The organism is Wenjunlia vitaminophila DSM 41686, from assembly GCF_000380165.1.
GTDB lineage: Bacteria > Actinomycetota > Actinomycetes > Streptomycetales > Streptomycetaceae > Wenjunlia > Wenjunlia vitaminophila.
Genome location: NZ_KB904665.1, coordinates 17,987 through 38,619 on the forward strand (window position 1 = coordinate 17,987; position 20,633 = coordinate 38,619).

Annotated in this window: 11 protein-coding genes and 1 pseudogene; 2 read left to right on the top strand and 10 right to left on the bottom strand. The window is 73.8% G+C overall.

Annotated elements, in window-relative coordinates:
* Positions 1-48: 48 nt before the first annotated feature.
* From A3IG_RS0112010 to A3IG_RS34195, 5 genes and pseudogenes are all read right to left on the bottom strand, one after another.
* The gene (locus A3IG_RS0112010) at positions 49-1,755 is read right to left on the bottom strand and encodes a long-chain fatty acid--CoA ligase (RefSeq protein WP_018383813.1); all 1,707 of its coding nucleotides are present in this window, start codon (positions 1,753-1,755) and stop codon (positions 49-51) included.
* A 346-nt stretch (positions 1,756-2,101) separates the two neighbouring features.
* Positions 2,102-2,629 (bottom strand): annotated as a pseudogene (locus tag A3IG_RS0112015) (SigE family RNA polymerase sigma factor); the annotation flags it as partial.
* Positions 2,630-2,775: 146 nt separating this feature from the next.
* Positions 2,776-3,612: a DUF1906 domain-containing protein gene (locus A3IG_RS0112020; RefSeq protein WP_040911308.1), complete on the bottom strand. Its 837-nt coding sequence runs from the start codon at positions 3,610-3,612 to the stop codon at positions 2,776-2,778.
* Between the two features lie 153 nt (positions 3,613-3,765).
* Complete coding sequence (locus A3IG_RS0112025) at positions 3,766-4,689, bottom strand: ribokinase (RefSeq protein WP_026220183.1); 924 nt, start codon at positions 4,687-4,689, stop codon at positions 3,766-3,768.
* Positions 4,690-4,719: 30 nt separating this feature from the next.
* On the bottom strand, positions 4,720-6,759 hold the full coding sequence (locus tag A3IG_RS34195; RefSeq protein WP_158676908.1) for a hypothetical protein: 2,040 nt from the start codon (positions 6,757-6,759) through the stop codon (positions 4,720-4,722).
* 81 nt (positions 6,760-6,840) lie between these two features.
* On the opposite strand from A3IG_RS34195, the gene A3IG_RS34200 reads away from it, so the two are divergent.
* Positions 6,841-7,962: an effector-associated domain 2-containing protein gene (locus tag A3IG_RS34200; protein ID WP_018383818.1), complete on the top strand. Its 1,122-nt coding sequence runs from the start codon at positions 6,841-6,843 to the stop codon at positions 7,960-7,962.
* 380 nt (positions 7,963-8,342) lie between these two features.
* A complete protein-coding gene (locus A3IG_RS29470) occupies positions 8,343-10,214 on the top strand; it encodes an HEXXH motif domain-containing protein (protein ID WP_158676909.1) in 1,872 nt (623 codons plus the stop codon).
* 102 nt (positions 10,215-10,316) lie between these two features.
* Here the strand turns inward: A3IG_RS29470 and fxsT are convergent, their stop codons facing one another.
* From fxsT to A3IG_RS0112075, 5 genes are all read right to left on the bottom strand, one after another.
* A complete protein-coding gene (gene fxsT / locus A3IG_RS0112055; RefSeq protein ID WP_018383820.1) occupies positions 10,317-14,897 on the bottom strand; it encodes an FxSxx-COOH system tetratricopeptide repeat protein in 4,581 nt (1,526 codons plus the stop codon).
* On the bottom strand, positions 14,894-16,057 hold the full coding sequence (locus A3IG_RS0112060) for an AAA family ATPase (protein WP_018383821.1): 1,164 nt from the start codon (positions 16,055-16,057) through the stop codon (positions 14,894-14,896). Before A3IG_RS0112060 ends, fxsT begins: the two co-directional genes overlap by 4 nt.
* Complete coding sequence (locus A3IG_RS0112065; protein ID WP_236719254.1) at positions 16,054-17,538, bottom strand: VMAP-C domain-containing protein; 1,485 nt, start codon at positions 17,536-17,538, stop codon at positions 16,054-16,056. The genes A3IG_RS0112060 and A3IG_RS0112065 overlap by 4 nt, the downstream gene beginning before the upstream one ends.
* 195 nt (positions 17,539-17,733) lie before the next feature.
* Positions 17,734-19,068, bottom strand: coding sequence for an alpha/beta fold hydrolase (locus A3IG_RS0112070; protein WP_018383823.1), 1,335 nt, complete (start codon positions 19,066-19,068; stop codon positions 17,734-17,736).
* 13 nt (positions 19,069-19,081) lie between these two features.
* Complete coding sequence (locus A3IG_RS0112075) at positions 19,082-20,539, bottom strand: aldehyde dehydrogenase family protein (RefSeq protein ID WP_026220184.1); 1,458 nt, start codon at positions 20,537-20,539, stop codon at positions 19,082-19,084.
* Between the last annotated feature and the right edge of the window lie 94 nt (positions 20,540-20,633).

Genomic DNA, 20,633 nt, shown 5'->3' on the forward strand with positions numbered 1-20,633 from the left:
GGGCCCGGCACGGCAGCGCCCCCTCCGCCGGTCAGCCCCCTCCTGCGGTCAGCCCGCTTCGGCCGGGGAGGGCTCAGGACGGGTCGGCTCGGCCACGGGGGGAGCGAGGCGGCCGAGGGTGACCACGTCGAGCTCGCCGTTGGCGTGGCTGCGCCTGATCACCTTCTTGTCGAACTTCCCGACGGAGGTCTTGGGCACGGCGTCCACCGCCACCCACCGCTCGGGGAGCTGCCACCTGGGGAGCCGTTCGGCGAGGAACAGCCGGAGCGCCGCGAAGTCCGGCGCGGCGCCCTCCCTGAGCACCACGGTGGCCAGCGGTCGCTCTCCCCACCTGTCGTCGGGCACCGCGACCACCGCGGCCTCCACCACGTCCGGGTGGGCCATCAGGAGGTTCTCCAGCTCCACCGAGGAGATCCACTCACCGCCGGACTTGATCACGTCCTTCGCCCGGTCGGTCAGGACGAGGTAGCCGTCGGGGCTGATGGTGCCGATGTCCCCGGTGCGCAGCCAACCGTCGCGGAACTTGTCTTCGGGCCTGCTCGGCTCCCCGTCCCGGCCCCCGTGGTAGGCGGACGCCACCCACGGGCCCCGGACCTCGAGCTCCCCGGCGGCGACGCCGTCGTGTGGCATCTCCTCGCCGTCCGGGCCAATCAGTCTCGCCTCCACGCCGGCCGGGAAACGGCCCTGCTTCTCCCGGTACGCCCACTCGGCGTCCTCGTCGAGACCACCGGGCGGGTGGGAGACGCAGCCCAGGGGGGACATCTCGGTCATGCCCCAGGCGTGCACCACCCGCACCCGGTGCCGTTCCTGGAACGCCTGCATGAGCACCGGTGGGCAGGCGGAGCCGCCGATGATGACCTGTGCCATGGAACTGACGTCGCGTGGGTTGGCGTCGATCTCGGCGAGCAGCCCGGACCAGATCGACGGAACGGCGCCGGCCACCGTGGGCCGTTCGCTCTCGATCATCTGGGCGAGCGGCGCGGGCTGGAGGAACCGGTCGGGCATCAGCATGGAGGCGCCGGACATGAACGCCGCGTGGGGCAGGCCCCAGGCGTTGACGTGGAACATCGGCACCACCGGCATCACCGTGTCCTGCCAGCTCAGGCCGAACGACTCCCTGGTGTTGACCTGCATCGAGTGCAGGTACACCGAGCGGTGGCTGTAGACGACGCCCTTGGGGTCGCCGGTGGTGCCGGAGGTGTAGCACAGCGCCGCGGGCCGGCGCTCGTCGAGCTCCGGCCAGTCGTAGCCGGTGGGTCGGCCGGCGATGAGCTCCTCGTAGTCGTGGACGGCGGGACGGCAGCCGTCCAGCACCGTTCGGTCACCCGGCCCGACCACCACCACGTGTTCCACGGTGTCGCAGGCCGGGAGCACCGCGGCGAGCAGCGGCAGCAGGGTGCCGTTGACCAGGATGACCCGGTCCGGGGCGTGGTTGATGATCCACGAGATCTGGGACGTGGGCAGCCGCAGGTTCAGGGTGTGCAGGACGGCGCCCATCGACGGCACGGCCAGGTACGTCTCGAGGTGCTCGGCGTTGTTCCACATCAGGGTGGCGACCACGTCGCCCTCACCGGTCCCCAGCTCCCGCAGGGCGTGCGCGAGTTGGGCGGAGCGCGCCCCGACGTCGGCGAAGCTCCGCCGGTGCGGCTCGTCCTCGCCGGTCCAGGTGGTGACCCGGGCCCGACCGTGGATCGTCGATCCGTGCCGCAGGATGCGGCTGACGAGAAGCGGTACGTCCTGCATCGTGCTCTGCACCGGCGGTTCCTCCCCGATCTACGGACGGGCGTGGTGCGGTGATTCTCGATGCAGACCGTGTGGTACCGCTAGCCCTCCGCAGGCTCCGACGAACACCACGGGTCGGGCTTCGAGACTGGGTGAATCCACACTCTTACCGTGTCTGTCCCTGAGCCGTGGCGTACCGGAGCTATACGGCGAATGAGTTTTGGGTCGACCGCGTTTCCACTTCCGCCGCTCAGCAGGCCGGACGTCGGGCCTGGGGCAGTGGGGCCCGCACCGCGGGACGCTGCCGGTCGGGGAGGCGTCCCACGTCCGGACGGCCGCTCCCGACGCCGGCGCGGGCGCCGACGCGGGCGCCGACGCGGAGCGTGGGGTCACAGCGCATCTTGGCCAACGCGCGGGACACCGCGCTCTTCACCGTGCCCACGGTGGTGCCCATCACCTCGGCGGTCTGGGACTCGCTGAGGTCCTCGTAGTAGCGCAGCACCACCATGGCCTGCTGACGCGGCGGGAGGCGGCGGACGGCGCGCCACACCACGTCCCGCAGCGCCTGCTGGTCGGCGGGGTCGGGCGCCGGGTTGGGCAGTTCGGGCAGTTCGTCGGTGGCGTACTCGTCCACCCGGCGGCGGCGCCACTCCGAGGTGCGGGTGTTCACCAGGACCCGGCGCACGTACCCCTCGACGGCCTGCTTGTCGTCGATGCGGTCCCACGCCTGGTACGTCTTGGCCAGGGCGGTCTGCAAAAGGTCCTCGGCGTCGGCCGGGTTCGGGGTGAGCGAACGCGCCGCGCGCAACAGCACCGTTCCCCTCGCCTGCACGTACTCGCTGAACGCGGCGGTCTCCGCGACCGGGGAGGAGGTCGGGGAGGCGCTGGCGCGGGGAGCGGTCTGCATGCACCTCACGGTAGGACGGCTGTCCGGCGGAGTGGATCGGCCAAAGGTCGCGGCCGGTGGTCCCCCTCAGGTCGTAGCCCGTGGTGATGACCCACATCCCGGGGGAGGAGGGCGGCCGGCGGGGCCCTCGCACCACCCCTAGGGGTTCAACTCCCGACCACGGCCACCGGGGCGTCCACCATGTTGCGGTCGATGAGGAGCGTGTGGCCGCCGTGGGTCTCCCGGATGTCGCCCGCGTACTGGTGAATCCTGCGGTGCGGGTGCCACTCGTCGGGTCGCAGCAGCGGCTCGTCCAGGGTCCGTTCGCCGTTCCACCGGGCGAACCACACCACGTCCGGCAGGTCCCCCTGCCCCTGGCGTCGGGCGGCGGCCAGGCTCCTGATGCCGGAGTCGGCGCTGCTGTAGAACCCGGACAGGTAGCCGGCCGCGTGCACGCTCCTGGTCCACTGCCTGGTGAACTCCAGCACCGTGTGCACGCACTCGCTGTCCGTGGAGTCGTAGTGCTCCATGTCCAGGTAGAGGGGGCTGCCCTGGGCGATGCCCAGGGCGCGGGCCTTGCGCACCGCGTCCGCGGCCTCGTGCCTGGCCTGTGCCCGCGGGTCCTCGCTGTCGATCAGGTACTCCTGCTTGGTGTCCGCGGTGACGCAGGGCGGCTGGGAACCCACGTACAGCGGTAGCAGCCCCCAGCCGGCACGGTCCGCACCGGCCACCCAGGACCGGTCGAGCCGGGGTTGGGCACAGGCCCGGGCGTGTCCGCCGACGTAGATGCCCAGGGCGCGGTAGTGGGTGGTGTCGTACCAGGCGGCCAACGTGTCGAGGGCCGGGGCGGTGCAGGTGTCCAACGCCCAACCGCGGAACACCCGGGGCCCGGCCGGAGCCGTGGAAGGACCGGTCGTGTCCGCCGGGGCCGCGGTGGCCAGCGGACCGGCGGTCAGCGCCAGCACCACCGCAAGGTTCGCCGTCAGTCGCCGCAATACACGCATAACCGGACAGTAATCATCTCGGTTCCACGGTCCCGGGCGACGCGCCGGAGCCCGCCGAGGACCCCTCCGCCGGCGCAGCGGGCCCCGGGCCCGGACGCCCCGGGCGGACGGCGCGCACCCGCGGCGGACGGGCGCCCGCTCGGGAAGGCCCCGTCAGGGCAGGTCCTCCGGGCGCGGGTAGGCGCTCTGCGCGCCGAGGCCGCGCACCGCGGCGGCGCCCACCCGCACCGCCCACTGGACGGCCGCGACCAGGTCCGGGTCCTGGGAGAGCCGCCAGGCCAGCGCCCCGGTGAAGGCGTCACCCGCACCGGTGGTGTCCACCGCCTCCACGGGGACGCCCGGGACGTGCCTGGTCCCGCCCGCGCGTTGCGCCACCACGGCGCCCCTGGCGCCCAGGGTCACCACCGCGGACCGGACGCCCGTGCGCAACAGCCCGTCAGCGAGCGGGGCGGGGTCATCGGCGGACGCGGCGCCCAGCAGCATCCTCGCCTCGTGTTCGTTCACCACCAGCGGATCGCACCGGGGCAGCACCGGGCCGGCGAAGTCGGGGTCGAGCAACGGGTCCGGCGGCGAGGGGTTCAGCACGAACCGCATCCCCTGTTCCTCGGCGACGGCGGCGGCGGCCACCACCGCGGCCCTGGGGATCTCCAGTTGCGCGGACACCACCCGCGCCCAGCCGGAGGCCCCGCGCACCGCGTCCTTCACGTCGGCGTCGGTGACCCGCGCGTTGGCGCCCGGCGACACCACGATCGAGTTCTCCCCGGTGGAGCCCACGGCGATCAGCGCCACCCCGGTGGGGGCGTCGTCGCGCAGCACCGTGGAGGTGTCCACGCCTTCCCGGACCAGGCTCCCGACCAGGAGGTCCCCGTGGGCGTCGGTGCCGATCCGGCCGACCAACCCCACCCGGGCGCCCAGCCGGGCGGCGGCAACCGCCTGGTTGGCGCCCTTGCCGCCGGGGTGTACCCGCAGGTCCGAACCGAGGACCGTCTCACCGGGGGCGGGGTGGCGGTCCACCTGCACCACGAGGTCGGCGTTGGCCGACCCCACCACCAGCACACCTGTCGTCACGGGGTCCACCGCGTGCCCTCCTCGTCAGCCCAGGGCCGGTCAGCCCGCATTGGAGTACTTGCCCCTGCTGAGTTGTTCCAGCCGGCGCCGCACGGCGCGCAGGGCGCCTCCGGTCGCGTCGGGGACGGCGAGCCGCAACGCCACCAGTTGCGGGCCGATCCGCAGCGCCGCCGCCACGTCGTCCACCCGCTGCCACACGTGGTGCGCGTTGTTGACCGCGTTCACGGCGTCGGGGTGGTCGGCGCTCTGCCAGGTGAGTCGTCCCTGGGCCGCGGTGATCCACCGCTCGGCGGCGCGCACCAGCTCCCCCGACTCGTAGGCGATCTGGGCCTGGGCCTCGATGACGTACACCAGCTCCATCGAGTCGGGACCGTAGGTCCGCAGGGCGTACTGCTCCCACCCGGCGGCGAGCGCCGCGGCCTCGCTGAACCGCCTGGCCCGCAGGGCCTGCCCGATGGCGGCGCGCGGGTCGTGCGCCGGCTGCGGGGGGACCGCCGGCGGGGCGGCGGGGGGCCGGGGGGCGCGCTCGCTCGGGGCGGGCGGCGCATCGGGCTCGGCCAGGGCGGGCGCCGGGGCCGAGGGCACCGGGGGCGAGGGCGGTGCGGCGACGGCGGGCGGAGCCGGGGGCATGGGAGGAAGCGGTGGGAGGGAGGCGTGCGGGGGGCCGGCGGGCGCGAAGCCGGGGGGCAGGGCGGTCGGGTGCCGGGGGGTGGGCTCGGGAGCGGGGGGCGGGGACTGCTGCGGGGCCGGTTCGACGTCACGGACCGATTCGGCGTCGGTCAGCGGTGCGCCGGGGAACGCGGTGTCGGCGGGCCGAGCGGGGAGGGGCTCCGGGTCGGCGGGAGCGGGATCGGACGCGGCCGTTCCCGTGTGGTCCGCGGTCACGGGGGAGAAGTCGCCGTGCTCTGGGGTCGAGGTGTCGGACATAGCTGGTCCCCCGTCAGTTGGGTAGTGGTGGTGCGGGTCTCCCGGCTCCGGGTCCGTGGTGGACCCACCGTGGGTGAGTGGTTCGTCCGAATACGGTCCCGGGGTGGGATCGTCGCGCAGCGTCGGAAGATCGTCCAGGTCCAGGCCGTCGCCCGGGTCCAGGCCCGGGCTCAGGTCCGGGTTCGGGCCCGCGTCCGTCGGCAGGCCCCCTCCCGGGGACGCTCCCGGGACCGGACCACCGTCGGCGTCCTGACCGACACCGCCGTGCGGCCACCAGTCAAGCTCAGAACCAGCCAGGTGTGACGTGGGACGGGGTGGGCCAACCGGGGCGGGCCGTACCCACGGGCCCCCGAAGAGGTCCGACGCGGGCGCGGAGGACCACGCCGGTGCGGTGGCGGTGGCCGACGCCCCAGGCTCCCCCGGCCCCTGCGCGAGGGTCCCCGCGGGCGCCGCCGGGACCCCGCCCGGCGACGGGGTGGGCGTGCCCGGGGTGCCGGTCCCTGGTTCCAGCAGCAGCACCGTGGAGGTGCCGAGGCCGGTCCGCCCGGCGGCGTGCAGGTCGGCGAGCGGGGGCCGGGTCCCGCGTTCCCTGAGCATCGCGGCGAGGGCCCCGGTGTAGCCGGGGGCGTCGCCCTCCCCCCGGCCCCCGGGCGGGACCACGGCACCCCAGACCGGCAGGTCGTGCGCGAGCTCCACCGGATCGATGCGGGACCACGCCTCCTTGTCCGCGACCAGGTCGGCGATGACCGTGGTGCTGCCGGGCCTGCGTCCGCGCAGTTCGTTCGAGAGCCACTCCCAGGGGAAGGCCGTGTACCGCACCGTCAGGGCGGACGTCTGCGCCAACGCCAGGTGGGGGCGCCGCTGTTTGCGGTCCACGGTGAGCCGCCCGGCGACGTACACCAGCAGCGGGCCGGGTGTGCCCGCGGCGGTCCGCACATGGGTGAGCAGGGCCTGCGGCTGGGCCGGGTCCACCACCCGTATCACGTCCACCGGGGCGCTGGTGCCCACCAGCAGCGAGGGAGGCACGGCGGCCAGTCCCGCCAGGGACTCCGTCCGTTCGGGGGTCCTCTTCCGCCGACCCGGCGGCATCACGGATATCAGCAGCGCGCAACCGCGTCCGCCGCCTTCTCCCGTCACCCTGCTCATCCCCATAAGCAGCACGGTATCCGCTGGTGGGGTCGGCCGCCGGACTACCGTGGTTGACGCGCCACCGTGGGAGACAGGGGGAAACGGATGTCCACAGACCCGTCGCGCACCAGGGCCCTGGTGGTGGGTGTCGAGAGCTACGGGGGCGAGCCCGGCTGGCAGCTCGACGGCCCGGTCAACGACGCCCTGACCTGGGCACGTTGGCTGCTCACCGCGGGAGTCCCGCCAGACCGGGTCACCCTGCTGCTCTCCCCGCTGGAACGCAACACCCGGCACGCCGAACGCGCGCCGGTGGCGCACCGGCCCGCGGACCGGGAGACCGTCCACCAGGCACTGTTCCGCGAACTGCCGGCCGCGGGAGGAGACCTGCTGTTCGTGGCCTGGTGCGGGCACGGCCTGGTGAGCTCGGACCGCCGCCACCGGCTCCTGTACGCGGACGCCGCGCCGGACGACGTGCGGGCCCTGGACCTGGACGCCGCCCTGACCGCCTACCGCTCGGCGCTGGTGCCGGGGTTCCCCGAGCAGGTGTGGCTGGCCGACGCGTGCGCGGTGGACGCCGACCCGGGGGCCCTGCGCCCGGACCCGGTCCCCGCGGGGCGGGCCACCCCGCGGCCCGGGCAGTGCGCGGCGTTCGCCTGCGCCCCCGACGGTTCGCCGCGCAACGGGGTGGTCACCCGCCAGGGAGCACTGACCGCGCAGGCGCTGAGCCTGCTCACCTGGCCACCGGACACCGATCGGCTGCTCACCGCGCTCGGGGAGCGCCTGTCCCCCGGGGCCCCGGGGGACCCGCGGCCCCGCGGTTACTTCTGGCGCCACGGGCCGAGCCGCCCGGCGCCGCCCGTGGCCACCGTCCCGCCCCCACCGCAACCAGGACCACCGCCCCGCCGCTCCCCTCGCCCCGGGCTGAACCAGCGCAGACGACTGCTCGAGGCGCTCGAGGCGGTGCCCGCGGTCGCCGAACCGGCGTCCCGCGAGGTGGTGCTCCAGCAGCTCCCCCGGTCCATCCGCGGCAGCCTGCCGAGGTCCAACGTCACCCGGCTCGACCTGCTGGGCCTGCTCGACACCTGTCTCGCGTTCCCCGACGGCCTAGTGCACCTCTGGACGGCGATCGGCATGGTGGACCCCGGCACATCCGCGTTCCGCGCGTTGCGTGAGGTGCTCGGGGAGTTTCCCAGTTTCGCCCCGGAGCAGGTCGATGACCTCGAATAACGCGGTCCGACCGGAGGAATGCATGGACAAGGATGTCCGAGACGCAGGGTTTCCGGCCTGATGGCGGAAGGACATCATGGAAGAGCGGGTCGGTGACGACCCGCATGCTGGGAGGGCAGCGGCACGATGCATCAGTCCAGGACCGCCATCGAGTCAGAACTTCTCGATCTCGGGGGAGTAACGCTTGAGCAGCTACGTGCGCTGGACGACCCCGAACGGGAGAGAAACAAGCAGCGGCTGTTGCAACGGCTCAACCACCTCGACACCAGCCTTGGGGATAGCGCGAACAGCAAAATGGCCCGGCCGTGCCTACCCGGGAAGGCCAGCTCGTGCACAATGACGCGCCTTCGGCCCGTGTGATCCACCATTCCTGGCACCGGTTGTCCGAGTCCGCCTTCGACGCCCTCGCCGGTGGCGCGGGAGACGCCGCCACACTCCGCCAGTTGTGGGCCGCGGAACGCAGCCACCGTCTCCTCCTCCTCGATCTGCTCATGGACGTCCAGGCCCGTGAGCCCACGGCGACGGGTCCGCTGGCGCCGGCCGAATCGGCCTGGCAACTCCTGGTGGCGGCGCAGCGACGGGACGGCGCAGCGGTGGAGGAGACGCTGTTGTTCCCGGAGACGGGCCTGTGGCTGGCCCGGGTGCTGCGCCGGCTCAGGGGGGCGCCGGCCGGTGCCGTCCCGCTCTGGGCGGACGTCGGACAGTTGCACGTCATGGCCGCCGCGGTCGCCGTCCGGGCCGGCCTCGACTTCTCGTTGTCCGTTCCTGCGCGCTCCGGCACGGTCTGGCTGCCCGGCCTCGGGCGCGCGGTGCTGCCCGGGCTGCCCCGGTGGGACACCGCGCAGGTGACGCACACGGCGACGGGGCGGCTCCGCGTGTCGGCGCGCACCGGACAGGTCGTCGTGTCCGGCGCCCTGGACCGGCCGGCCGACGGCTGGCAACCGCCCCGGCTGCTGACCCTCGATCCGGACGGCCCGGGCAGCAGGGTGTTCCTGGACGACATCAGCTTCCACCGGGTCTCCTCGACGCAGGCGTCACCGCCGCTGAAGCGGCTGCCGGACCGAACCGCCGCGCACTGGGCCGAGGCACTGCGGGCCGCTTGGCGGCTGCTGGCCGACGCGGACCCGCAGTCCGCCCTCGACGTGGCCGAGGTGCTGCGCTCCGTCGAGCCGGTCCCCAGTGAGGACGACCACAGCACCCGGAGCGCCTCCTCCGGGGACGCCGTGGGAAGGCTCGCCACCACGCAGCCGGACACGCCGGCCCAGCTCGCCGCGGTGCTGGTGCACGAGGTGCAGCACAGCAAGCTCAATGTGCTGATGCACCTCTACGCCCTGCACGGCCCGGAGGCCGAACCCCGGCTCTACGCCCCCTGGCGGAACGATCCGCGCCCGCTGCGCGGCATGTTGCAGGGGGTGTACGCGTTCACCGGGGTGACCAGGTTCTGGCGCGGCTGGGCGGGCTCCGGCCGGGAGCCCGAGGCGAAGGACGCGCTCGCCTGGTTCGAGTTCGCCCTGTGGCGGCGGCAGTTGCTGCGGGTGCTCCCCTCGCTGCGGAACGACCCCGAGCTGACGCCGCTCGGCCGCCGGCTGGTGGAACGGCTCACCGCCACCGTCAGCCGTTGGGGCGACGACCCGGTCCCGGCACCGGTCCTGGCCCTGGCCCGTGACGCGGCGGACGACCACGCCACGACCTGGCGGCTGTACCACCTGGTCCCGGACCCCGACCTGGTGGCCGCCCTGGCCGACGCCTGGTGCGACGGCACCGCCGTTCCCGAGGCGCCCTTGGGCCACCGGGACTCCCGCCTGCGGCCCGACCCCGGGGCGTCCCTGCTGGACCGGCGGGCCGCCCTGCTGCGGCTGAGGCTGGGCGAACCGCTGCTCTTCGACAAGCTGGTCGCCTCACCCGAGGAAGTGGCGACCGTGGTCCGCGGCGCCGTCCCCGCCGACCTGCACCTGGCGTCCGGCGACGCGGCCACCGCGGCGCCCCAGTACACCCGGCTGATCGCCACGGGCGAGGACCCGGACGGGGCGGGGTCCGCCGCCGGCGCCGCGGCGGCCTGGGCGGGGCTCGCCCTGGCCGCGCGTCGGGCCGGTCAGCGGGAGGCGGCACAGGCCCTGCTGACCGGGCCGGAGGTGGTGCGGGCGGTGTACCGCGCCGCCTGGCGGCGGGCCGGACGGGCACCGGACCCGCTGCGGCTCGCCGGTTGGCTCCACGGCCCGCTCGGCGGGCGGGTCACCGGCGGGGGCGGTTGACGCCCACGCCCCGGACCGCCACCGTTCCCCCGGCCCCGGCACCACGCCCGCCGCTGGGGCGGCGGTCACCCCGTGCCGCGTCCCCCGGCGGGGAGGAGCGGATCACAGCGGCAACGGGTCCGCGTCGCAGTTGGACCGCCGCCAGGCGATCGCGTCGGCGAGGGCGGGGTGGTGCTCGCCGAGGTGACGGCGGATGCCCTCCACCGCCTGCTCGTGCAACGCCTGGGCCTCCTCGGTGTGGCCGAGCGCCTTCAGGTCCTGCGCCAGGTTGCTCTTCAGCGCCAGCACCGAGGGGTGCTCCTCGTTCAGGACCGTGATGCTCGCCTCCAGGGTCCAGCGGTCGAGTTCCGCCGCCGCGGCGACCTCCCCCTGCGCGAACATGTCGCTGGCGAGGTTGGTGCGGCACACCAGGGCGTCCGGGTGGTGCTCGCCGAGCCGCTCCACACAGCGGTCGAGTACCGACTCGTTGAGCCGGCGGGCGGCGTCCACCCGGTTCAGCAACCGGTAGGTGACCGCGAGGTCCATGTCCGCCGAGAGCGTGTTGGGGTGGTCCGGTCCGAACACCTCGGCGTACAGGTCACGGGTCCGCTGTCCCAGGTGCAGCGCCTCGTTGAGGTCACCGAGCTGCCGCAGGTCCACCGACGCGTTGAGCGAGGCGACCAGCGCGTCCGGGTGACGGTGTCCGTAGCGCTTGGTCAGGGCCCTGCGGACCGCCTCGGTCAGCTCCGACGCACGGTCGTGGTAGCCGGCCTTGCGCAGCGACACCCCGAGTCTGGCCGTGGCGCGCAGGGTGGCGAGGTTCTCCTCGCCGACCGCCCTGCGGTACTTGTCCACGATCCCCTCGAAGAGCTGCGCGGCCATCGCGTACTCGCCGAGGTTGCGCCGGTCCAGGGCGACGGAGGTCTCGGTGAGCAGTCCGCTCAGCGACTCCTCGCCGTACATCTGCGCCTTGCGCTGCCAGGTCAACTGGTCGAGTTCCAGGGCCCGCCGGAACTCGCCGTTGACCCGCAGGCAGACCCCGAGGTTGTGGGCGTGCAGCAGGGTCTCCGGGTCGTCCTCGCCGAAGGCCCGCAGCGCCCGGTCGTAGACCTCCTGGTCCAGTGCCAGGGCCGCCCGGTAGTCGCCCTGGGCCCTGCGGTCGACGGCCACCTGCCCCATGACGCGGAGCAGTTCCTCGTCGGTGTCGCTGACCGCCTCCCGCTGGAGCACGTCCAGCATGGCCTCGCCCACCGCGGCGGCCTGGGAGTAGCGCCCCATCCCCCACAGCACGAACCGCAGTTGCCGCCCCATCATCAGGCCCTGCCGGTCGGCCTCGCCGAAGGCGTCCCGCCAGATGTCGTAGGCCCGCTGGGCGAACTCCCGGGCGCTCTCGTGCTCGCCCCAGTAGTACAGGTACTCGGCGACGCTGTAGACCGCCTGGCGGACGACCGGGGATTCCGACCGCATCGCCTCGGAGACCACCACGTGCGGGTACAGCTCCTTGAACCGGGGCCAGTGCTCGGGGTCCTGGGGGTCGCGCGGGGTGCTGGCGGCGAGCAGCAGGTGGGCGCCGCGGCGCATCCTGGCGCGCTGTTCCTCGGACATCCGGGCGATCAGCACGGCCTGGACCAGCCGGTGCATCTCGATGGAGTTGGTCCGGTGGTCGATCTTGGCGAGGGAGTAGCGGTTGATCTCCCGGATGGCCCGGCCGAGGCGCAGCGGGTCGGTCAGCGCCCGGTCGAGGTCGGGGGCGATGGGTTCCACCGCGGCTCCGGAGAAGAGCGTGCGGGAGATGGGCTCGGGGGCGAAGTACGCGCAGACCTGGAGGAGTTGCAGCGCGGCGGCGTTCTTCCGCTCGAGGTGGTCAAGGGAGACGTTCCAGGCCGTGGCGACGGTCTCCTCGTAGTGGGTGGGCGGGGAGACGGTCATCAGCTCGGCCCGCTTCTCCTCGAACAGCCGCAGGTACTCGGCCGCGGGCATACCCGTCTCGGCCCGCCAGGCGGACGCCTGCTCCACCGCGAGCGGCAGGTCGCCGAGGATCTCGGCGAGTTGGTTCGCCTCCTCGGTGGGGAGGTCGGGATTGCGGCGCTGGAGGAGGTGGATGCTCTCCTCCCGTTCGAAGACGTCGACCTCGAGCGGATGGGCCAGGGTGTTCCACTGGGGATTGCGTGAGGTCACGAGAATGGAGCCGATCGGTCCGCTCCCGGGCGCGGTGGGAAAGTACTCCCGAACGGCTTCCGGGCTTTCCGCGTTGTCGAAAACGAGCAGCCAGCGACCATAGGGATTTCCGGTCCGCAGGGCCTCGAGAACGGCCGGCACCGCGGTGAGGGCCTCACCGGTGACCGGAAGGCGCAGCCGCTGGGCGAGTTCCACCAGGGCCTGGGCGATCTGGGTGGGCCGCTCCGCCGGAATCCACCAGACGATGTCGTATTCGGTGGCGTGGCGGTACACGTACTCCAGGGCGAGTTGTGACTTCCCCACGCCGCCCATGCCGTGCAGGGCGTGCGGCAGCACGGCGGTGGGTCCCTCCCGAAGCCCGCTCTCGAGCTGGTCCAGCAGCTCCTCGCGGCCGGTGAACACCATGTTCCGCGGGGGCATGTTGCCCATGACGGCGGGGCGCACCGCGATGTCCCGACCCGGGTGGGCAAGTGGTACGCCCTGGGCCGCCGGTGTCGCCATCGTGGTGCCTCCTCCGGGTTTGCTGGGACTGTCGTCGCCTCGGGGCGAGGGAACGGGCACCGGGCCGGGATTGTTCCGCATGTCGGGCGTTCCTGGGTAAGTCACTGTGCCAGAACCTTTGCCAATGAGTGGGACGGCATCGCCGGGGATATACGTCTGCGTCGATATGTCTATCGGATCGTCGGTGGACGAGATATGAGCTTCTATCAGGCCACGCAGTCGGCGAGCGCGATGCAGATGCGGACCGGAAAGCGCCTCCAGCACGGCGTGTTCCGCCAGCAGAAAACGCAGGTTCTCCCCGGTGACCTCAGGATCTCGGGAATGCTGGACTCCGTCCAGATGGAACAGCAGTTCCTGGGCCGCCTGGTTGCGCGGCGCCATGAATTCCGCTGCTTTCCGCAACGCCTTTTCTGTGGCCCTCCTGGTGCCCGCGGCGAGCAGCTCCTCACGTACGCCCCGGTGGAACAGGAAGGACCCCTCCCCGCCGAAGGACCAGGCGTCGACGAGGCCGCTCATCAGGAACTCGGCCAGATGGGCGGGGCCCGAGGCGGGCAGGGTGTGCCGCTGCACCACGGACATGATCGGCAGGTCCAGCTGCACCGCGGCCAACCGGGTCGCCAGGGCGAACGCCTGCGGGGAGGCCCACACCCGGAACCGGGCGACCCGCTCCGCCGGACTCATCGGCCGTGCCGCGGCCGGCTCCGCGTCGTCCGCCCCCGGTCCCTGCCACGGGCCGGCGAGCACGGCGGCGACCTCCGTCCACCGGGGTCCGTTACCGGCCACGAAGCGCGCCCACGGGGCCAGCCAGGAACCGGCGACCTCCAGCACCGGCACGGGAACCAGCCGGCGGCGCTCCGCCTCGCCCAGCGACGCCCAAGGCAGCGGCGGCTCCGCGAACTCCCACTCCACCTGCCCGTTGCCGGACCTCGGTCCGGACGCGTGCAGCCGGACCCGCTCCGGGAACAGGCCGGTGCGGTGCCACAGTCGTTGGGGGAGGGCGTGCAGCAGCGCCAGGGGCTGGTGCCGGCCCCAGTCGCGCAGCAGGCTCAACACCGCCCCGGTCCGCCACCCCCGGGAGAGGCCGTCGGTGAGCACCAGGACCATCCGGCGTCCGTGCGGATCGACCAGGCTCCGCCAGGGCTGCGCCGGCGCCCCTGGCGAGGCCCCGCGCAGCTGCACCCCGTCCGGGGCCGCGGCGTCGCTGTCCAGCCGGCGCAGCGCGACGTGGCGGAAGCCCCCGTAACGGTGCAGCACCCGTGCCAGGTGCCGCGCGGTGGCCCGCCACACGGCCATCCGCGGGCCGCCGTCCACCACGAGCACGGCGTCCCACCGGGCCTCGGCGGCCGGGCGCAGCACCGGGGGCAGCCAGGTGGAGGTCGCCAGGCGCTCGGCCGTGAGGTCCTCGTCCACCTCCAGGGTCCGCCCGGAGCCGACGCGTTCGCGCAGCGACCGCAGGGCTCGGCCGAGCGCCGCCGCGTCCACCCCCCGCTCGGTCCTGGGGGGCACCGGGAACGCCCGGCGGTGCGGGGCCGCACCGCGCTCCCCGCTGCCCGTGGAGACGACCCCGACCAGGGCGTTGGGGGCGCGTGACGTCCAGCCCCCGGGGGACGGGTCGGCGGGTCCGGCCCGACCGCCCGGCTCATCTTCGGACGCCCCGCCGGGACCGGCACCGCCGGGGTCAACACCGTCAGGGTCCGGGGTTCCGGGGTCCGGGGCGCCGGTCGGGGCGTCCGTGCTGGTGGGCCGGGTGGCGCCGTGGGGCGCGGCGGTGTCCTCTGGGGCGTCGTCCACCCTGGTGGGCTCCGCTTCCTTCCCGTCCGGTGAGGCGTCGGGGTCGCGGGGACGGACGGAGGTGACGGTGGGCTCGGCGAGGCCGGGGTGGTGCTCGGCGAGCCACAGCGCGTCGGCCACCTCCCACCAGCACAGCGCGGCGACCGGCAGGCGCCCGGGGACCCGGTCGGAACCCGGGGCCTGTGCCCCGCGCCCCGACCCCGGTCCCTCGGACGCCGACGGCCGCCGGGTCACGCCGGATCCGCCCCCTCGGTGCTCAGCGGGTGCCAGATCGAGCGCAGCACGGCCTGCCACTCGGCGTCGTCGCCGTCCTGGTAGCGGTAGGCACCGGAGGTGGCGAGGTGGGCGGCGTTCAGTAACTGGTCGGCGGCCAGCCCGCCGGCCTGTTCGCTGCGCAGCACGAACTCGCTGACCAGTTGCTCCCTGAAGTCCCCGAGCCGGTTGGAGAAGTGCGCCGCGACCAGCTCGCCCAGCGCCTCGGGCCCCGGGTCGGGCATGTCCAGGCGCAGGCAGCGGCGCAGGAAGGCCTCGGGGAACTCCCGTTCGCCGTTGGACGTCAGAACCACCACCGGGAAGGTGTGGGTGCGCACCACCCCGTCGCGGACCGGGGCGGTGCCGCCCGGGTCGGCGGTGTGCACGACCACCTCGGGGGACCGGTGCTTGACGCGCACCAGCGGCGGCACCTCGAACCAGCCGTCCTCGAAGAGCGTCAACAGGTCGTTGGGCAGGTCGGCGTCGCTCTTGTCGATCTCGTCGATCAGCAGGACCCTGGGCAGCCTGTGGGGCAGCAGCGCGGTGCCCAACGGGCCGAGCTGCACGAAGTCCCCGATGTCCGCCCCGAACTCCCGCGCGTCGTCGGCGCCCGGAGCACCGTCGGCCCGCTGCTGGGCGGCGTACCAGGCCTGACCTGCCTGCGCCCGGCCGATCACGTCGTACTCGAAGAGGCCGGAGGCGAGGGTGGTCCTGCTGGTCACCGGCCACTGGAGGACCCGACCCAGGCCGAGCTCCCGGGCGATCCGGAAGGCCAGCGCCGACTTCCCGACCCCCGGCCGGCCGGTGACCAGCAGCGGGCGGCGCAGCAGGATCGCCGCGTTCACCAGGCGGACCTCGTCCTCCGGCGGGCGGCGCACGGTGGCTCCCGGCGGGCCGAGCCGCCGGTCCGCCTCGTCGTCGTCGGGTGGCTGGGGCAGGCAGGGGCCCCCGCGGAAGGTACGCCACCGCGGCCCCTCCGGCCAGGTGCGTTGGTCGTGGGGGGTGGGCGGGAACGCCTCGCCGGTCCCCCGGTAGGGCAGCCCCGGGGTCCCCGGGCCGCCGGCCGCGGGGCCGTTGCCGCCGCCGCCCGGGGGGCGCCCGTCGGCGTTCCGCGGCGCTCCGTTGTCGTCCGGCGCGTTCACTCGATCCCCCCTAGGAAAGTGGCGGGAGCGCTCGGGCCGCCGTCCAGGAGCTGCTCGGGATCATCGAAGATCACGGTGAGGTTCTTGATGACCGGGTTCTCCTTGACGGAAACGTCGCGCTTCCACTGTCGCGTACGCTCGGGAAGGTTGGCCAGACCGCCTTCCGACATCGCTTCCTTGACCATGCTGTGGAACGCCTCGGAGCCGCTGTCCTCGCGGTGGTACACCAGCAGCGGCACCCCGTGTTCGAGCCCGAGCAGCACCTCCCGCGACCCCCGCCCCCTCGGGCCGCGCGGCGCCGCGCTCAGCACCATTCCCATGATCTCGTCCTGCCTGCCGATCTCCCCGTAGACCTCGCCGAGGTGTTCGTCGTCCGGCCGTCCGCCCGGGGTGCACCAGTGCAGTGCCGCGTTCGCCGGTACGTCGCTCCACCTGCGCCAGCGGCGGCGCCAGGCGTGGTGGTGCTGGCGCCGCTGCACCCGTTCGAGGCTGTGTATCCGTATGTCGGGATACCGGTGGATCATGGGCGTGGGGAATCCCTCGTTCGGGTTGAGGTCCCACCACTCGACCGGCTCGTCGAGGAGCTCCACCGGGAGGAAGAACTCCAGCACCACCTCGTCGGCCCGGGACTGCCACTCCTCCGCCATCGTCCTGAGCAGCCGGGCCACCGCGTGCGGCAGCTCGCCGCGGGCCACCGGGGTGTCGGGCACCCCGGGCTGGGGGTGGAGTTCGGCGGACTCGGTGTAGCGCACGCAGGAGGAGAGCCAGTACCGGGACCGGTCGCCCGGCCCGCGGCCCGGCGGGTCGCTGGGGGCGAGGTCGGGCGCGACCTTGATGTACGACCGGATCACCGCCGCCTGGAGGTCCCCACCGGGGTCCCACCCGCCGGGGCCGCGCCGCTCGGCGAGGTGGCCGCGGAGCCCGGCCACCTCGGCGGTGAGCCGCCACTGCTGCGCGAAGTGGTCGTTCCAGGCTCGGATCTCGCCCACCGCGGAGGCGGCCTCGGGCTGGTGGAGCAGGTGCTCGAGGAACGCCATGCCGGGGGGCAGGCCACCCGGCGGGGCGTTGTGCACCGACAGGTGGACGAAGGCGTCCCAGGCGGTGACGGACGACGCGGGCAGCCGCACCCGGCCGAGGGTGACGTCGGCGACGAGCACGGACAGCCCGGGCAGGTGGAAGTCGAGGGCGCGGTGCAACGCCGTCCAGTCCCGCCCTCCGTACAGCTCGAGGGCCTCCCAGGTGTCCAGCAAAGGACGCAGTCGGTGGGCCACCGCCTCCGCGAGGAACTCGGTGATCTCCACCAGGGTGGCCAGGCCCTGGTCGAGGTCGGCGCACCGCCGCACGGCCTGGTGGAACTCCTGCCGTGCCGTGGGGAGTTCGACGAGCTCCAGGCCGTCCACGGCGTCAACGAGCTCACCGCGCCACTGCTGCCGACCCCGTGGGTCGGCCAGCGCCATCGACTCCTCCAGTACCCCCACCATGTCCCCCAGGACCCTTCGCCGAGCAGGGTCTAAGAACCGCCTTGGCACATGCCTTCGCCCCCTTGCACCGCGTACGTCGGACCACCGGGTCGCGACGGGTACGCGGTGGCGCCGATCCGCTCGGGAGTGATCAGCGTAAGTGCCCAACTCCCTTGTCGAACAGCACCGTTACAGGGTCTTCGTATCAGGTCTTTATCACGTGCGGTACTCGGGAATGGCTCGCGCCAGCAGTCGGTACACCTCGGGGTTGGCGAAGTACGACGTGTGGGCCGCCCAGACCGGATGGCCGTTGTCCACCGCGATGTCCCTGACCTGGTCCCCGAAGACCCCGGAGGCCAGGAAGGACAGCAGGTCACGGGGGTCGTAGATGTTGATCCACGGGGGGAACCCGGCGGGCAGCCCGGCGCCGAACGGGCGCGAGGGCAGGGCGTCGAGCTCGTACAGCAGCGGCGCCTGGGAGCCGACGGTCACCAGCAGGTCCACCGGGGGTACGGAGGGCGCGGAACCGTCCGGTCCGCCATCCGGCCCGAGTACCCCGGACGCCAGCAGGTCGAACGCGACGACTCCGCCGAGGCTGTGGCCGAGCAGCACCACCGGGCGGGGGAGTTCCCGCAGCCGGTCGGCGACGTAGGCGCGCACCGCCCGGCCGCGCACCAGGTAGCTGAGCACGTCCCCGGCGAACCCCAGGGTGAGTCCGGTCAGGGCGCCCCGGCGGGCGGTCACAAGACGCGACGCCAGACGGCGGTCCCGGATGCGGGAGGACAGGCTCAGCGCCGCGGACACCGCGCCGCCCAGACCCCGGGGTTCGCCGCCGAGGCCGTCCACCAACGCGTCCACCACGGCCTCCCGGGTCTCCCGGGGGACCGTGTCGGGCCCGCCGGGGACCCGGGCCAGGCCCCAGGCGGTCAGCGCCCGGGCCACCAGTCGGGGCAGCCCGTCCGCCGCCGCCACGTTCGCGGCCCCCAGCGCCCGGGAGAACGCCTCGGAGTCGAGCAGGGCGGCCACGGCGGAGTCCAGCCCCCCGGCCCCGCCGCTCGACCCGCCGCACGGCTCGCCTGCCGCGCCCTGCGGCGGGCCGGCCGGCCCGGCGAGCAGGACCTCGTTCAACCCGGCCGCCGCCCAGGCCGCGCGGACCGCGATGTCCCGCCCGAGGGCGGCGGCGCGGGCCCGCAGCGCCTCACCGGCCCGGGCCGGACCCGACGCCCGGTCCGGCCGTGCCGACAGCACGAACAGGTCCAGTTCGGCCCAGGGGTCTGCGTACAGCAGTGCCCAGCGGGCCCTCTCGTCGTCCCGCTCCCGGCGCGGCCAGCGCGCCGGACCCGACGGCGCACCGGGCGGGAGCCCCGGTATCGAGGCCCCGGCCGCCCGCAGGTGCGAGCCGAGGACCTCGCCCCACGCGCAGGGTTCGACGCGGACGTCGGGACGGACCGCGGCGAACCCGGACCGCACCGCGCCCAGCGTCGCGGTGTACCCGGGTTCGCGCACGCCGGTTCCGTGCACCAGCAGGATCGTCGCCCCAGTCGCAGCCATGGCTGGTCCCGGCTCAGAACGGGAAGACGCTGCGACCGTGCTGGACGGATATCCATTTCAGCGTGGTGAAGGCCTCCACGGTAGACTCGCCGTTCAGCCGGCCGACACCGGAGGACTTCTCCCCTCCGAACGGCACGATCGGCTCGTCGTGGATGGTGGCGTCGTTGACGTGGACCATCCCGGTCTCGATCCGCTGGGCCACCCGCACCCCGCGCTCGACGTCCCGGGTGTGCACCGCTCCGCTGAGTCCGAACGGGGTGTCGTTGGCGAGTTCCACCGCCTCGTCCTCCCCGTCGAACGGGATGATCACGGCCACCGGCCCGAAGACCTCCCGGCGTAGGAGCGGGGCACCGGCCGGGACGTCGGTGAGCACGACGGGGTCCACCATGGTGCCCTCCGTCCTGCCGCGCAGCAGCACCGTGGCGCCCATCGCCACCGCCTGGTCCACCTCCGCGGTGATCCGCTCGGCCTGGATGGCGTTGATCAGGGGGCCCAGGTGGGTCCCGGGGTCCCGGGGGTCCCCGACCCGCAGCGTCCGGACCCTGGCCACGAACCGCTCGGTGAACTCCTGCCGCACCGAGCGGTCCACCAGCAGCCGGTTGGCGGCCATGCAGACCTGGCCGGAGTGCGCGAAACGGCTGAACACGGCTGCGTCCACGGCGTAGTCGAGGTCGGCGTCGTCCAGCACGACCAGCGCGCTGTTGCCGCCGAGCTCGAGCACCGAGCGTTTGAGGTGCGCCGCGACGACCTGGGCCACGTGCCGGCCCACCCGGTCGGAGCCGGTGAACGAGATGACCTCGGGGACGGGGTGTTCCAGCAGGGCGTCGTCGATCTCGGCGATGTCGGTGACGACGACGTTGAGCAGACCGGGAGGCAGCCCGGCGTCGGTGAGCAGCCGCGCGATGAGGGTGCCGCCGACGATGGGCGTGTCCTGGTGCGGCTTGAGCACCACGCCGTTGCCGAGCGCCAGTGCCGGGGCGACCGACTTCATCGACAGCAGCAGCGGGAAGTTGAACGGGCTGATCACCCCGACGACGCCCACCGGCAGCCGGTACAGGCGGTTCTCCTTGCCGTCCACCGGCGAGGGCAGGATGCGCCCCTCGGCGTGCAGCGCGACCTGCATCGCCTCCCGCAGCACGTCCTTGGTGAGGGAGATCTCGAACGCCGCCTTGACGTGGGTGCCGCCGAGCTCGTCGATGATGGTCCCGGTGATCTCCTGTTCCCGTTCGGCCAGGAGGGCCAGGGCCCGCTCGAAGACCAGGCGGCGGGTGTAGGGGCTGGTCCGGGCCCAGGCGCGCTGGGCGCGTTCCGCCGCGCGGTACGCCTGGTCCACGTCCTGCACGGTGGCCACCCGGATCTCGGCGAGCTTCGCCCCGTTGTACGGGTTGAAGTCCACGATGTCCCACGACCCGCTACCGGCTCGCCACTGACCGTCGATGTACTGGCAGGCTAATTCCGACAAGTTGGGCATGGGAGTAACCTTCCCGTCAGTCCCCCGCGCGGACACATGACACGTGGTGCATGAGCGGTGGTGCAGTCCGGACCCGCCGGCGGCGGTCGGCCGA